This is a genomic window from Corallococcus exercitus, assembly GCF_003611585.1.
Taxonomy (GTDB): Bacteria; Myxococcota; Myxococcia; order Myxococcales; family Myxococcaceae; genus Corallococcus; species Corallococcus exercitus.
In genome coordinates this window covers 1-14,285 of record NZ_RAVW01000247.1, presented here as the reverse complement: position 1 = coordinate 14,285, position 14,285 = coordinate 1, and the positions used below count along the sequence as shown (strand labels likewise).

The window sequence follows — 14,285 nt, the reverse complement described above, 5'->3', positions numbered from 1 at the left end:
GTGCCGGCGGGCGGGGGCAATGCCCTGACGCTGCCGGCGCATCGGCATGCGGTGCGGATTGAAACAGGGAATGGGCATGCGCCCACGTGGCTCCTGGCCATCCAGCAGCAGGGGGCGGAAGGCGAGGGGCTGAACCTGTTCCGCTCCGAGGACGGGTTCCAGAGCTTCACGAAGCTGGCCGCCATCCAGCCGGATGCGTCGCACCACGACCGCGCGGAGCTGGTCGCGGTGGGGCGGGACGTGGCGATGGTCTACGCGTACGAGGGGCCTTCACTCGCGGCGTCGTCGCGGCACGACGTGTACTTCCAGTGGTGGCGCTACGACGAGGCGCAGGACACCTGGGCGCCGGAGCCGGCGGTGCGGGTGTTCAACGCGGACAGCACCCAGGCGTACTCGCGGGCCTTGCTGGCGCGGGACTCCAAGGGGCGGCTGTGGGTGCAGGCGTTCCGGCTGGAGGCGGACGGCGGGGCCACGGCGGTGGTGGCGGTGTCCACGGACGGTGGCGTGAGCTTCCAGCGGCAGCCGGACCTGGGGCGGACGCGGAAGCGCGGCGGAGGGCGGCTGCTCAGCGTGGGGACGAAGCTCGTCTTCTTCTGGGCCATGCACGACGGCTTCGAGCCCACGCGGATGCGGGTGCGTGACGCCGCGGATCCCCTGGACACGTGGGGGCCCCAGCGGGACGCGTTCTCCGACGGCATCTACCACGGCGCGGCGCTGAGCGCGGTGGAGGACGGCAAGGGCGGCATCCACCTGGTCTACAAGGACGAGACGGAGCGGCTGTACTACCGGCGCTTCGACGGGACGTCCTTCGGCTCGCGCATCCTGGTGGAGGGGACGCCGGACTGGGCGCTGCAGCCCGCCGTCACGCGCATCGGGGATGCGCTGTATGTCTTCTACAATCACTTCCAGACGGCCACGGATTACGAAATCCAGGTGCGGGTGCTGCGCGATGGCGTGTTCAGCGCCCCGGTGACGCTGGATTCCCGCACGAGCTTCAAGGGCTACCTGAACGCGCTGGACGTGCTGCCGGACAGCGTCACGGAGGTGCCGTGCTTCTACGGGGACGCGGTGGACGCGAACTCCAGCGGCCGGGTGATGCGCGTGGCCCTGCCGCGCCAGCCGGAAGGGGGCGGCTCCGGTCAGGACGGCGGGACGCCGGATGGCGGCGGTGGTGGGAGCGATGGCGGCGTGGATGGCGGGAGCGCGCCGGACGCGGGCACGGATGGCGGCGTGGACGCGGGGACGCCGGATGCGGGCACGGATGGCGGCGTGGACGCGGGGACGCCGGATGCGGGCACGGATGGTGGCGTGGACGCGGGGACGCCGCCGGTGGATGGCGGGGTGCAGGGGCCGGTGACGCTGGAGCCGGTGTTCACGAACACGACGCACGAGGTGCTGGCGGTGGACGGCGCGGGCACGGTGTACGCGCTGGCGCTGGACGGCGGCCGCTCGAAGCTGTGGGCGAGCACGGATGGCGGGCGCACCTTCAGCGCGAGAGGGCAGGGGGTGGGCGGAGCGTCGTTCTGGGTGATGGCGGTGCTGAAGGACGGGACACTGCTGGCGCAGATGAGCCGCAGCGGCAGCTACCACCTGGAGCGCTCCACGGACGGCGGGGCGACGTGGGCGGACGTGGCGGCGCTGGGGAACTACCGCGCGATGTCGCCCGCGAGCTTCGCGGAGCTGGGCGGCACGGTGTTCTTCCTGGAGTACCAGACGTTCACGTCGGCGAGCACGCCGCTGCGGCTGTGGGCGAGCACGGACGGCGGGGCGACGTGGGCGGTGCGGGCCACGTTCCAGGACCACCGGCACGGCACGGCGCTGCACGCGGACCCGGCGCGGAGCGTGCTGTGGGCCACGTTCGGGAGCAGTGAAGCGCAGGCGGCGGTGGTGCGCTCCACGGACGGGGGCCGCACCTGGACGAAGGTGATGGGCGGCTACGCGGCCAACGCGGTGACGGGCACGGTGCTGTCGGGAGGGGAGCTGCTGATGGGGCAGTCCACGCTCTACGAGCCGGAGCACCCGAAGCTCCTGCGCGTGTACGCGAGCGGGAGGGTGGACGCGCTGATGACGTTGCCGGGGCCGGCGTACTCGCTGGACGCGCTGACGGGAGGCGGCTTCGTCATGGGGACGGCGAGGGCGGACGTGGGAGACATCCAGCCCGCGTCGGACGTCTACGCGCGGTTGTTCACGAGCACGGACGGAGTGACGTGGGTTGAGGCCCGGAGATACGAGCGGGCCGGGACCACGTCCCTGGCCCGAGCGGAGGTCTGGGGCGTGCTGGCCAACGGCGACCTGGTGGTGCGCGCGGAGAACCTGATGGGCTTCGGAACCGGAGGAAAGGGGTTCCAGGTCCTGCGGGTGAAGCGCTGAGACGGTGACACGGGCCGGACTTCCTCAGTGGGAAGTCCGGCCCTGTGCTTCAGGGGTTACTGGGGCCAGGCGGGGTAGTGGAGCACCTTGCCGAAGCCTCCGACCACCCAGATGTCCTCGGGGCTGGTGCCATCAATCCCATACAGGCTGGAGAGCTTGGCCGCCTGTGCCCATCCCGTTCCGTTGTAGCGATAGATGCTGCCGCTCTCCGTGATGACGTAGATGGAGTTGGCGCCGAAGGCGAGCACGCCCGTGTACTTCTCGGCAGTGGGGGGATCCGTGACGGGCAGCCCCTCGACTTTCGTCCAGGAGTTTCCATCCCACTTCAGCAGCGTCCTGTCGTCGCCCACGGCGAAGGCGAGTTTCTCGTTGACGACATGGATGTCGTTCAACGCCGGGGCATCCGGAACAGTTTCAGACGACCACGTGGTCGAGCTGGGGCCTCGGCGGAAGATGGCCGCGCGCCCGCTAGCGTTCTGTCCCACCGTGAAGAGCAGGTTCGGCGACTGGCCATGGACGTTGGTGAACGGCGTGTTGTTGACCTGGGCGACGGAGACATTGTCTGTTCCTCCGTCCCACTCGAAACGTCCGCCATGGGTGGGGTTCCCTGGCATGGAGGCCGCTCCAAAAATCTGGACGCCGCCGTCCTTTTCGAACCCGATAAGGCCATTGACGTTCGCATTGCCGTTGGAGAGGTCGACCCTGGGCGTGCAGGTGGTGTCCGAGGGCTTCTGGATGATGACCACGCCCTCATTCCTTCCGATGTACGCGGTACCAGTGAGGGGGTTGGCCCACACGCTATAGAGGTCCTTCACACTCGAGCCCGTGGTGCAGTTGCCCGGGATTGACGTGAAGGAAGTCGCCCCCGGTTTCTTGACCGCGCGGGCCGAATTGTTGCCGACAATCCAGACGCCGCCATCGTTGTACTGCGACACATCGAGCCAATTTGCTGTGTCATCAGGGACAGTCTGCACAGCCCACGTCGGTGTGGTGGCACAGGACTCCACCGTCGCCGGGTTGCAGTCGTTGTCCTGCTCGTCGCACAGCTCCGTGGCGTTGGGATGGATGAACGGATTTCCGTCATCGCAGTCCCCTGCCTTGTCCGCGAAGTCCGCCGCGCCCGCGTTGGGCTTGGGGCAGGAGGAAACGGCTCCGGTAGCGGTGCCGTAGGTGTCCAGGTCGTTGTCCGGGTACCAGGTCGGAATCGGAGCCGTCACCTGGCAGCGCGTCGTCGTGGGGGTGGCGCATTGGGTGGTGCCAGCACACAGACTGGCGCTGTCCGCGCAGGCATCTCCAATGTGGAAATCCTCGTCGGCACTGCCGGAACAGTTGTCGTCAGCGCCATTGCAAAGGTCGGTGACGCCGGGATGGACATTGGCATTGTTGTCATCGCAATCGGTAGCCGGGGCCGAGAGCGGCAGACGGTTCGAGGGCAGCTTGCCGTCGACCTTGCACGTGGGGACCGGGGCCTGGCCCAGCGCCGCGTACTTGTCCTCGTCTTTGTCCACCAAGGCTGGCTCGGGATCGGGGCTGTTGCAGATGACGGTGCCGTTTACGCCACACGCCTTGGTGCCTGCGCAGGCGTTGGTGCCGGTACATGCCTCGCCAAGCCCCAGCCCTTCATCCCTTTGTCCGTCGCAGTTGTCGTCCCGGTCGTTGCACAGCTCCGTGGCGCCCGGATTGATGGACGCTCCGACGCCTGCATTGTCATCGCAGTCCGAGCCGCCAAGCTTGTCGCTGACGTAGCCATCCCCGTCCAGGTCCGCGGCTTCCGCCTTCAGGGTCAGCTCCGCGGTCTTGCCGTCCTTCGTGCTGCCCTTCGGGACCTTGATGCCCTGCTTCTGGTTCGTCACGGCCTTGCCTGAGCACGCCCCATCCTTGGGGACCGCTTCGTAGCCGTCCGCGACCACCGTGATGTCCGGGCCCCACTTCTCCGGCAGCAGCAGGCCCACCACGATCTGCCCGTTGGGGCCGGGCTTCTTCTCCCGGACCGCGACGTCCGTCGCGAGCGTGTCCCCGCTGGCGTCGTCCACGGCCGTGACGCGCACGCAGCCCGGGACGAACTGGGCGTAGGTGACCGTGACCTTCACCCCGTCCTGGGGATCCTTACAGCCCGCGAGGGCCCACAGCGGCAGCAGCAGAAGAAGGCGTTTCATGGGCGCCCATCCTACCGGCCCTTCCCCCCACGTGTGAGTCCCTGGCCTCCTCTTGAATCCTCAGGGGATGACGCGGCCTCAACGTGCCTGCTCGAAATCCGAATACACCACCGCCAGCCGGGCATCCGCCGCCAGGCTCGCCGGCGTCACCAGCTCCAGGTCCACCGGCACCGGACCCTGGTAGCGCTCGGCGATTTCGCGCTTCAGTCCCGCCACGTCCAGGTCGCCCAGTCGCTCCATCCTGCCGTACTCCACGCCGGCCCCCGCCGCGTACGCCTTGCGCACCAGCTCCGAGCAGTACATCGCCTCGTCCCCCCACCCGAAGAGCGCGTCGTACGGCTTGCCCAGGTGCCGCTTCGCCTCCGCCACCGCCCGCGCCTTCGCCGCGTCGTCCACCCCTTGCGGCCGCATCACCAGGAGCCGCCCCTTCACGCCGCGCGCCTTCCACCGCGCGAAGGGCGTGCGCTTCACCGGCTGCACGGCCTCCACCACGAACACCCCCTCCGGCGTCACCTCCACCAGCCCCACGTGCGACAGCGGGCTGTGCGTGGCCACCTGGATGGGCTTCGACTGGCGTGAGCCCGACGTCTGGAACACCACGTCCCCCGTCCGCACCTTCGCCGCCACGGCCTCCGCTCCGCGCGGCGCCGCCTCCGAACCGCGGGCCACCAACCACGTCACCCCCACCAGCACGAGGGCCAGCGGCCACACCGTCCTCTCGATTCCGCTCATCCGCACGTCCCTTCCGGGGGTTGCAACCGTCCACCCACCCCCAGTGCAGCCCCGGTGCCAGCGCGCTCCGAGCCACTTTTCACACAGCGTGCGCCCTGGTCCCTCCCGACCCTGGGTCTGAACGTGGTAAACCTGGGGAACCTACTTATTGCAGTGATTCAGGAATAGTGTGGCATTGTCGGAAATTTTAGAGTAGGTAGAGAGCACCCTTGATCCGGATGTCCCGGCTCGCGGGAGAGGGGGGTTCATCGGAGGAATTCGTCGTGACCGCATCGAACTCGCCCATCCGTTGCCTCCTCTATCCGTCCCTGGGCGAGATACGAGAGCACGTGCGCGTGGAGTTGTTCGCGCGGGCGCTGTCGGAGCGGATGGGCCGCCCGGTGGTGATGTCCATGGCGCCCACCTACGAGTTCCTGGAGGCGGAGCTCGCGTCCGGCCGCGTGGAGATGGCCTGGGGCACCGCCGAGCAGTGCAACGCCTTCGAGCCGCAGGCGCGCGCGGTGCTGCGCGCGGTGCGCTCGGGCAGCTGGCATTACCACTCCGCGTTCATCTGCCGCTCGGACGAGCCGCTGACGCTGGAGACGCTGGCGGGCAAGCGCGTGGCGTGGGTGGCGCCGCGCTCCACCGGCGGGCACCTGCTGCCCGTGCGCCACCTGGAGTCGCTGGGCCTGCGCCCCGACACGCTCTTCTCCGAGCAGCGCTTCCTGGGCACCTACCGCAAGGCGCTGGAGGCGGTGCTGCGGGGCGAGTCCGACGTGTGCGCGCTCTTCAGCAACCACTCGGACGCGCACGCGATGCGCGCCACGCTGACGTCGTACCTGGGCGCGGAAGCACCGCGGCTCATGCCGTTCCTCTTCACCATCTCCACGCTCGCCGACGGCCTCATCCTCACCAAGCGGCTGCCGGAGGCGGACGCGCAGGCGCTCATCTCCGTCCTCACGCGGATGAACACCGACGGCGCGGGCCTGGAGATGCTCATGGGCCCCTTCCGGGTGGAGGGCTTCGTGCGCTCGCCCGGCCTGGGCGCGCCCGTGTCCAGCCCGCGCCCCTCGTCAGGCGCGGAGTACCTGGCGGGCGAGCTGGACGCGGAAGGGCGCTGCCTGCGGCTGTGGTCCCCGTCCGGCCGGGCCTTCGGCCTGGATGTGCGCGGCGCGGAGGGGCGCAAGCTCGAGGAGACCCTGGGCACCGCGGCGAGCAAGCCGCTCATGTCCCTGCTCCAGGCCGTCCTCCGGGGCGGCTCCGACGGACGGCTGGAGTACCGGCTCAACGTGAACGGCGACGAGCGCGTCTACGCGGCGGAGATCACGCCCTGCGAGCCCTCGCCGGAGGACACCGGCGTGCGGCTGGGCCTGCTGGTGCGCGACGTGAGCGGCCTGCGCGCGCTGGAAGACCCCCTGTACCGGCTGGCGTCGTTCCCGCTTCTGCACCCGGAGCCGCTGCTGGAGCTGGGCATGGACGGGGAGCTGCGGTACGCGAACCCCGCCACCCACGCGGCGTTCCAGGACCTGGTGGAGAAGGGCGCCGAGCACCCGCTGGTGCACGCGGCGCTCACCTGGGCGTGGCGGGGCTCGCCCCCGGGAGAGCCCGCGCCCACGGTGCACCTGGATGGCCGCTACTGGGAGCTCACCGTCGCGCAGCTGTGGGACCCGCCGGGCCTGCGCGTGTTCGCGCGCGACGTGACGCTGCGCAAGCAGATGGAGGCGCGGCTGTTCCAGGCGGACCGGCTGTCCGCGCTGGGGTCGCTCGCGGCGGCGGTGGGCCATGAGATGAACAACCCGCTGGCCTTCGTGCTGGCGAACCTCTCGTACATCCGCGAGGAGATGGACCGGCTGAAGCAGCCGCTGCTCGAAGGCGAGCCGGTGCCGCGCGGGGACCTGGACGGCATCCTGGAGGCCCTGGGGGAGACGGTGGAGGGCGCCACCCGGCTCAAGCACATCGTGCAGGACCTGCGCACGCTGTCGCGCAAGCCGCCGGAGCACCGCGCCCGCGTGGCCGTGCAGCCGGTGCTGGAGAACGCGCTCAAGCTCCTGCGCGGCGAGCTGCAGCACCGCGCGCGGCTGGAGCGGGACTTCCACGACATGCCCACGGTGGACGCGGACGAGGCGCGCCTCACCCAGCTCTTCCTCAACCTGCTGCTCAATGCCCTGCAGCAGATGGACACCCAGGACGCCGCGCACAACGTGCTGCGCGTGGCGGCCTACACCAGCGAGGACGGCGAGGTGGTGGTGGAGGTGCAGGACTCCGGCAAGGGCCTGTCCCAGGACGCGCTGGCGCACATCTTCGAGCCCTTCGCCACCGCGCGCTCCAACAGCACCGGCCTGGGCCTGTCCGTGAGCCACACCATCGTCACCGGGCTGGGCGGCACGCTGCGCGCGGAGAGCCGCGAGGGCCGGGGCACGCTGCTCACCGTCACGCTGCCGGCGGCCGTGCCCGTGGCGGAGTCCCTGCGCGCCTGCTGAAAGGGCGCGCTCACAGCGACTTCAGGGACAGCTGCCTCGCTGTTTCCACGAAGAGGCGCAGCGGCGTCGAGCGCTGCGCGCGGTTGGGGTAGTAGAGGAAGAAGCCGGGGACCGTGGGCGCGTAGGCCTCCAGCACCGCCACGAGCCGTCCGTCGCGCAGCTGCTCCTTCACCGCGGGCTCGAAGGCATACGCGAGCCCCATGCCCGCCTCCGCCAGGGCCGTGCTCAGCGCGTTGTCGTTGCTGACCACGCCTCCGCGCACCGGCACGCGCCAGTTCCTGCGCCCGCGCTCCAGCTCCCAGGCGTAGAGGTTCCCGGTGCTCCGGGCGCGGAAGGTCATGCACTCGTGGCGCAGCAGGTCCTCGGGCTTCTGGGGCGTGCCGTGGCGCTCCAGGTAGGCCGGCGAGCCCACCACCACGAAGCGGAACGCGTCGGTGAGCCGCACCTGCACCATGTCGCGCTCGATGGCCTCGCTCAGCCGCACGCCCGCGTCGTAGCCCTCGGCCACGATGTCCACGAAGCGCTCCTCGATGGCGACCTCCACCTCCACGCGCGGGTGGCGCTCGCGGAAGGCGGGCAGCACCGGCTTGATCATGAAGGGCACCGCCATCTGGGGCACGGAGAGCCGCAGCCGGCCCACCGCCTCTCCCGGCTGGGCGGTCACCTCGGAGAGGGCGGTGAGCGCCTGGCTCATGGCCGGGCCCGCGCCCTCCACGAGCCGCCTGCCCGCGTCCGTCAGCGCCACGCTGCGCGTCGTCCGGGTGAACAGCACCACGCGCAGCTGCTCCTCCAACTGGCGCACCGCCTGGCTCACCGCGGAGGTGGAGACGCCCAGCTCGCGCGCCGCGGCGCTGAAGCTGGTGAGCCGTGCCACGGCGAGGAACACCTGGAGCTGCGGGAAGGGCGCCGGATTCATTCGCGAGCACCGCTTTCTCCGCCCTCTCCACTGACGACGAGCGGCACCTCCAGCCGGGGCACGTAGTGGCCGCGCGTGCTCTCGAACAGCACCAGCCGGTCCACGCGCCCCTCGCCCCACGCCGCGCCCTGCAGCTCGCGCGCGCAGGCGGCCAGGGCCGGGTCCCCGCGCGGCGGACGGGCGCGGGCCAGCGTCAGGTGGGCGGTGTACTCGGCGTGCTCGGACGTGAAGCCCAGCGGCTCCAGCGCGCGGGCCACGTCCGCCTGGAGCGCCTTCAGCGCGGCGGTGTCCCCGCGCACGTCCGCCCAGAGCACGCGCGGATGCGAGGGCGAACCGAACGTCCCGCCCCCCGCCACCGACAGCACGAAGGGCGCGTGGTACAGCCCCACCGGCTCCAGTGCGTCGCGCAACTCCGGCAGGCGGCCTTCGTCCACGTCCCCCAGGAACAGCAGCGTCAGGTGCACGCCCTCCGACCGCACCCACTTCGCGTCCGGCGCGAGGGCGCGCAGGCGCTCGATGCCCCGCCCGGTCTCGGCGGTGAGGGCGTCTCCCAGCGTCACGGCGGTGAACAGGCGCATCGCGATGCTCCTCCTTGAGGACCCACCTCAGGGAACCTGGACGCTCCGGGCGGCGCGCGCCTTCCGGGGCCACAGGGCATAGAGCCAGGCAGGCAGGAACACGAGGAACTCCACGCCGCTCACGTACAGCCCTCGCGCGGACAGCATGCCCGCGCCGATGGGCGCCACCGGCAGCGGCCGCACCGGGGCGAAGACGCGCGCGTTGGAGAAGGGCCAGAAGAGGGCCGCGCCCAGCCCGCCGTCCGTGATCGTGTCCAGGATGCCGTGGCTGGCCACCGCCCCGAGCGTCAGGAGGCCCCAGCGCGTGGCGGACTCCCCCTTCCACCGGGCCAGCGCCGCCACCGCGAGCGCCACCGCCGCCGCGAAGACGAACGAGTGCGACGCACCGCGGTGCCCCCACGTCGCCGCGTAGGGGATGCGCAGCGCGAACGCCACCACGTCCGCGTCCGGCAGCAGGGCCATCAGCGACAGGAACGCCATCACCGCCAGCCGCCGGCGCCAGGGGGCTGCCGCCCCCGTCTCGTACCGCCCCAGCGCCATGCCCACGGCCACGTGCCCGATGCTCGCCATGCGCGGGACCCTAACGCAGCGGGCCCCCGCCTGGAGAGGGCCCCCATGCGTGGGGTAGCCTCCGTTGATACATGCGGTTCCTGTTCTCACGCGCTCGCGTCGAAGCCACCCTGCAACGCCGTCTGGAGGAGTGGCGGGCCGACGTCGGCTCCTGGCTCAACATGACGCGCGTCGCCGCCACCACGGCGTGGCTGTTGCTGGCCATGGCGGACAACTGGAGCGTGTCGCGCGGCGTGCTGGCGGCATACATCGCGCTCGGGGCGGTGTTGTGGGCCACGGCGCGCCGGGTGCCGGACCTGCTGCGGCGGCCCGCGCTGGGCGTGGCGCTGCTGGACATGCCGCTCATCTACTTCCTCCAGGCGCAGGCCATCCCGGCCACCGCCAACGGCGTGCCCACCGCGCTGCTCACCATGGGCGTGTACCTGGTGCTGGTGGTCATCGTGTCCATGGTGACGCTGTCGCGGCTCATCGTCGCGGGGGCCACGGGGCTGGGCATCGTCGCGGTGGCCCTGCTCACCCTGAGCGCGGGCCTGGAGCCCTCCCAGTTCCTGCCCGGCATGGTGCTGGTGATGGTGCTCGCGTCGTCCGTGGCCTTCTTCATCAGCCGCACGGTGATGGGGCTGGTGACGGACGTGGTGCGCGAGGAGATGCAGCGCGAGCGGCTGGGGCGCTTCTTCTCCCCGGAGGTCGCGCGGCGCATCTCCGAGCGCGGCACCGACGGCGAGGCCGGCGAGCACCGCGAGGTGACGCTGCTGTTCTCCGACATCCGCGGCTTCACCACGCTGTCGGACCGGATGGAGAGCCCCCAGGTGGTGACGCTGCTCAACGAGTACCTGTCGCGCATGGTGGAGGTGGTGTTCCGCCACGGCGGCACCCTGGACAAGTTCATCGGCGACGGCATCCTCGCGTACTTCGGCGCGCCGCTGGAGCAGCCCGACCACCCGGAGGCCGCCGTGGCATGCGGGCTGGCCATGCTGGAGGCGCTGGAGGTGCTCAACCGGGAGCGCACCGCCCGGGGAGAATTCACGCTCGACATCGGCGTGGGCATCCACACCGGCCGCGTGGTGGTGGGCGCCGTCGGCAGCGAGCAGCGCCGCGAGTACACCGTCATCGGCGACGCGGTGAACCTGGCCAGCCGCATCGAGGGCCTGACGAAGAAGGTCGGCGCCCCGATGCTCGTCTCCCACGCCACGCGCGAGCGCTGCCAGGACCGCTTCGACTTCGAGGCCGCCGCCCCGCTGCCCGTCGCGGGCAAGCCGGAGCCCGTGGCCACCTTCCTGCCCCGGAAGCGAGACCCGCTCGCGGGCGAGCTGAAAAAGACAGCGGGGCCGGGAGTCGCCTCCCAGCCCCGAGGATGACACGGACGCGAAGCTCCGTCTCAGTACGCCTTGGAGAACACGATGCGGCCCGGCGACGGGTTGCCGGTCATCACGCACTTGCCCGGCTCCTGCTTGAGGCTGAACGGGCGGCAGCGGGTGGTGAGGCCCGTCTCCTCCTTGATGCGCGCCTCCGTCTTCGGGTCGCCGTCCCAGTGCGCCAGGAGGAAGCCGTCCTCCGCCTTCGCCTTCAGCTCCTCGTAGGAGTTGACCTCGAAGGTGTTCGCGTCGCGGAAGGCCTTGGCCTTCTGGAACAGGTCCTTCTGCATCTGGTCCAGCATGGCCTGGGCCTTGGCGACGGCCTCGTCCAGCGACACGAACTCCTTCTGGCGCAGGTCGCGGCGCACCATCACGCACGAGCCCTTGGCCAGGTCCTTGGGCCCCAGCTCGATGCGCAGACACGTGCCGATGAGCTCGTGCTCGTTGTACTTGAAGCCCGGGCCCTTCGTTTCGTCGTCGTCCACCACCACGCCCAGGCCCGCCTTGCGCAGGTCCGCGGCCAGCGCGTGCGACTTCTCCATCACCTGCGTCTTCTCCGCGTCCGTCGCCTTGCCCGCGATGGGGATGATGACCACGTGCGTGGCGGCGATGCGCGGCGGCACCACGAGGCCCGCGTCATCCGAGTGCGTGAGGATGAGCCCGCCAATGAGGCGCGTGGAGGAGCCCCACGACGTCTGCCACACGTGGTGCACCTTGCCGTCGCGGCCCTGGAACGTGGTGTCGAAGGCCTTGGCGAAGTTCTGGCCCAGGTTGTGGCTGGTGCCCGCCTGGAGCGCCTTCTTGTCCTGCATCATCGCCTCGATGCTGTACGTGCGCAGCGCGCCGGCGAACTTCTCCGACTCCGACTTGCGCCCCGGCAGCACGGGCATGGCCATGTAGTCCTCCGCGAACGTGCGGTAGACCTCCAGCATCTGCAGCGTGCGCTCCTCCGCGTCCGCCTCCGTCTCATGGCAGGTGTGGCCCTCCTGCCAGAGGAACTCCGTGGTGCGCAGGAACAGGCGCGTGCGCATCTCCCAGCGCATCACGTTGGCCCACTGGTTCACCAAGAGGGGCAGGTCCCGGTAGCTCTGGATCCACTTGGAGAAGCTGCGGTTGATGATGGTCTCGGACGTGGGCCGGATGACGTACGGCTCCTCCAGCTTCTGGCCACCCGCGTGCGTGACGACCGCCAGCTGCGGGTTGAAGCCCTCCACGTGCTCGGCTTCCTTCTTGAGGAAGGACTCCGGGATGAGCAGCGGGAAGTAGGCGTTCTTCACGCCCGTGTCCTTGAACATCTTGTCCATCACCCGCTGGATGTTCTCCCACAGCGCGTAGCCGTTGGGGCGGATGACCATGCAGCCCTTGACGTCCGAGTAGTCGGCGAGCTTCGCCTTCTGGACCAGGTCGACGTACCACTCGGAAAAGCCCTTCTCGCGGGGCGTGAGCTTCTCGGCCATGTGCTGGGCACCTTGCTTGGGGATGGAAAGTGGGGGGTTGCCTACGCTGGGATGTTCCGGAAATCAACGCCGGACCGAGGCCGGACTCGTCCCCCGAACGTCGTCCGTGCTTGGAGGAGGACCCGCCATGCCTACGCCCCCTGACACCGCGCCCCGGAAGCTCGCCGACGACGTCCACGTATTCGACGCCGCCTTCTCCGTGGGAGGCCTGGACCTGGGCGGGCGCATGACGGTCCTCCGCCTGCCGGACGGCGGGCTGTGGGTGCACTCGCCCGTCGCCTTCACGCCAGGGCGGCGGGCCGCCGTGGAGGCCCTGGGGAAGGTGCGCTTCCTCGTGGCCCCCAACCTCTTCCACCACCTGAACCTGCCGGACTGGGCCGCGGCCTTCCCCGACGCCCGGGTGGTGGCGCCCGCGGGGCTGCGCGCGAAGCAGCCGGCGCTCAGGATTGACCAGGAGCTGGACGACACGCCCGACCCCGCCTGGGCCCCCGTGCTGGACCAGATGCACGTGCGCGGCATGCCCCGGGTGAACGAGTTCCTCTTCTTCCACCGGCCCAGCCGCACGCTGCTCATCACCGACCTGGCCTTCCACTTCCAGCGCGCGGACTCCTGGGCCCTGCGGCTGTACCTCAAGGCCAACCGCGCCTGGGGACGGCTGGCGCCCACGGTCCTCGAACGCCTGCTCACGAAGGACCGGGAGGCCGCGCGCGCCTCCATCCAGCGTGCGCTGAGGTGGGACGTGGAGCGCGTCGTCGTCTGCCACGGCGAGGTGCTGGAGCACGGCGGCCACAAGGCGTTCCACGACGCCTTCACCTGGCTGTAGGGCGCGGTACGCCCAGCCCCCGCGTCACAGGGGAGTGTCGCCTGCTGCACTCCTCGCCGCGCTGCGCTACAAGGGAGCCTCCTCGTCTTTCCTGATTTCCCCCCAGGAGGTTCGTTCCATGCGGTCCATTCTTTCGTCCGTGGGCGCGGTCGCGGTGTGCCTCGTCGCGGGCTCCGCGTTCGCCAACTCCACCGGCATCAGCGGGCGCAGCGGCAAGCAGAACGGCGTGTCCTGCACGGCGTCCGGCTGCCACGGCGGCGGGTCGAGCACCCCCACCGTGACGCTGGAAGGTCCCACGGCGCTGACGGCGGGCCAGACGGGCCAGTACTCGCTGGTCATCACCGGCGGCCCCGGCGTGAAGGCGGGCATGAACGTGGCCACGGACGGCGCGACGCTGACCGCGGGCTCGGGCACGAAGGTGCTGAACGGGGAGCTGACGCACTCGCTGCCCAAGGCCTTCACCAACGGCTCGGCGCGCTTCGACTTCTCGCTGGTGGCCCCGGCCACCAACGGCACCTACAAGGTCTACGCTGCGGGCAACTCCGTGAACGGCAACGCCGAGTCCACGGGCGACTCGCACGCCAACGCCACGCTGGACGTCGTCGTCACCGGCGGCACCGACCCCAGCCACGATGAGGGCGATGACGAGGGCGGCGGCTGCTCCGCGGCCGCCAGCGGCGCGCCGGCGGTGCTCATCGCCGTGTTCGCGGCGCTGGCCGCGCGCCGCCGGAAGAACGCGCAGGGCTAGGGCGTGTCCGCAAATTAGAGCCAGAGGCGGATGGAGGCGATATGGACCATCGCCAGGTAGTTGGCGGCGCGCTTCTCATAGCGCGTCGCCACCCGCCGGTTCTGCTTCAAGCGATTGAAGA

11 protein-coding genes and 1 pseudogene are annotated in these 14,285 nt (G+C 70.5%); 5 read left to right on the top strand and 7 right to left on the bottom strand.

The genetic code is table 11. The annotated features are described in order from the left end of the window. Positions 1 to 2,370, top strand: a 2,370-nt coding sequence (locus tag D7W79_RS26605) for a WD40/YVTN/BNR-like repeat-containing protein (RefSeq protein ID WP_244221980.1), incomplete at its 5' end; no start/stop codon positions are given. 56 nt (positions 2,371 to 2,426) lie between these two features. On the opposite strand, the gene D7W79_RS26600 is transcribed toward D7W79_RS26605, so the two are convergent. Continuing rightward, a complete protein-coding gene (locus D7W79_RS26600; RefSeq protein WP_158617046.1) occupies positions 2,427 to 4,460 on the bottom strand; it encodes a putative metal-binding motif-containing protein in 2,034 nt (677 codons plus the stop codon). Positions 4,461 to 4,604: 144 nt separating this feature from the next. Then, positions 4,605 to 5,258: a YiiX/YebB-like N1pC/P60 family cysteine hydrolase gene (locus tag D7W79_RS26595; protein ID WP_208729843.1), complete on the bottom strand. Its 654-nt coding sequence runs from the start codon at positions 5,256 to 5,258 to the stop codon at positions 4,605 to 4,607. A 263-nt stretch (positions 5,259 to 5,521) separates the two neighbouring features. Here D7W79_RS26595 and D7W79_RS26590 point away from each other — a divergent pair, with 263 nt between their 5' ends. Next, positions 5,522 to 7,717, top strand: a complete 2,196-nt coding sequence (locus tag D7W79_RS26590) for a PhnD/SsuA/transferrin family substrate-binding protein (RefSeq protein WP_120528201.1) — start codon at positions 5,522 to 5,524, stop codon at positions 7,715 to 7,717. Between the two features lie 10 nt (positions 7,718 to 7,727). On the opposite strand, the gene D7W79_RS26585 is transcribed toward D7W79_RS26590, so the two are convergent. From D7W79_RS26585 to D7W79_RS26575, 3 genes are read right to left on the bottom strand one after another with little or no spacing between them, the layout of a single operon-like run. Further along, a complete protein-coding gene (locus D7W79_RS26585) occupies positions 7,728 to 8,633 on the bottom strand; it encodes a LysR family transcriptional regulator (RefSeq protein WP_120528198.1) in 906 nt (301 codons plus the stop codon). After that, positions 8,630 to 9,211 carry an RNA 2',3'-cyclic phosphodiesterase gene (gene thpR / locus D7W79_RS26580; RefSeq protein ID WP_120528197.1) on the bottom strand — a complete coding sequence of 194 codons (582 nt, stop codon included), beginning with the start codon at positions 9,209 to 9,211 and terminating at the stop codon, positions 8,630 to 8,632. The genes D7W79_RS26585 and thpR overlap by 4 nt, the downstream gene beginning before the upstream one ends. A 27-nt stretch (positions 9,212 to 9,238) precedes the next feature. Beyond that, positions 9,239 to 9,781, bottom strand: coding sequence for a metal-dependent hydrolase (locus D7W79_RS26575; protein WP_120528196.1), 543 nt, complete (start codon positions 9,779 to 9,781; stop codon positions 9,239 to 9,241). Between the two features lie 71 nt (positions 9,782 to 9,852). Here D7W79_RS26575 and D7W79_RS26570 point away from each other — a divergent pair, with 71 nt between their 5' ends. After that, a complete protein-coding gene (locus D7W79_RS26570) occupies positions 9,853 to 11,139 on the top strand; it encodes an adenylate/guanylate cyclase domain-containing protein (protein WP_120528195.1) in 1,287 nt (428 codons plus the stop codon). Positions 11,140 to 11,159: 20 nt separating this feature from the next. Here the strand turns inward: D7W79_RS26570 and proS are convergent, their stop codons facing one another. Further along, positions 11,160 to 12,593 carry a proline--tRNA ligase gene (gene proS / locus D7W79_RS26565; RefSeq protein ID WP_120528194.1) on the bottom strand — a complete coding sequence of 478 codons (1,434 nt, stop codon included), beginning with the start codon at positions 12,591 to 12,593 and terminating at the stop codon, positions 11,160 to 11,162. Between the two features lie 127 nt (positions 12,594 to 12,720). On the opposite strand from proS, the gene D7W79_RS26560 reads away from it, so the two are divergent. Continuing rightward, positions 12,721 to 13,416 carry a DUF4336 domain-containing protein gene (locus D7W79_RS26560; protein WP_120528193.1) on the top strand — a complete coding sequence of 232 codons (696 nt, stop codon included), beginning with the start codon at positions 12,721 to 12,723 and terminating at the stop codon, positions 13,414 to 13,416. A 118-nt stretch (positions 13,417 to 13,534) separates the two neighbouring features. After that, positions 13,535 to 14,164 (top strand): MXAN_6652 family MXYO-CTERM-anchored protein, encoded by a 630-nt coding sequence (locus D7W79_RS26555; protein WP_120528192.1) that lies wholly within the window; start codon positions 13,535 to 13,537, stop codon positions 14,162 to 14,164. A gap of 14 nt (positions 14,165 to 14,178) precedes the next feature. On the opposite strand, the pseudogene D7W79_RS26550 reads toward D7W79_RS26555, so the two are convergent. Next, a pseudogene (locus D7W79_RS26550) lies at positions 14,179 to 14,285 on the bottom strand (IS5-like element ISMra2 family transposase); the annotation flags it as partial.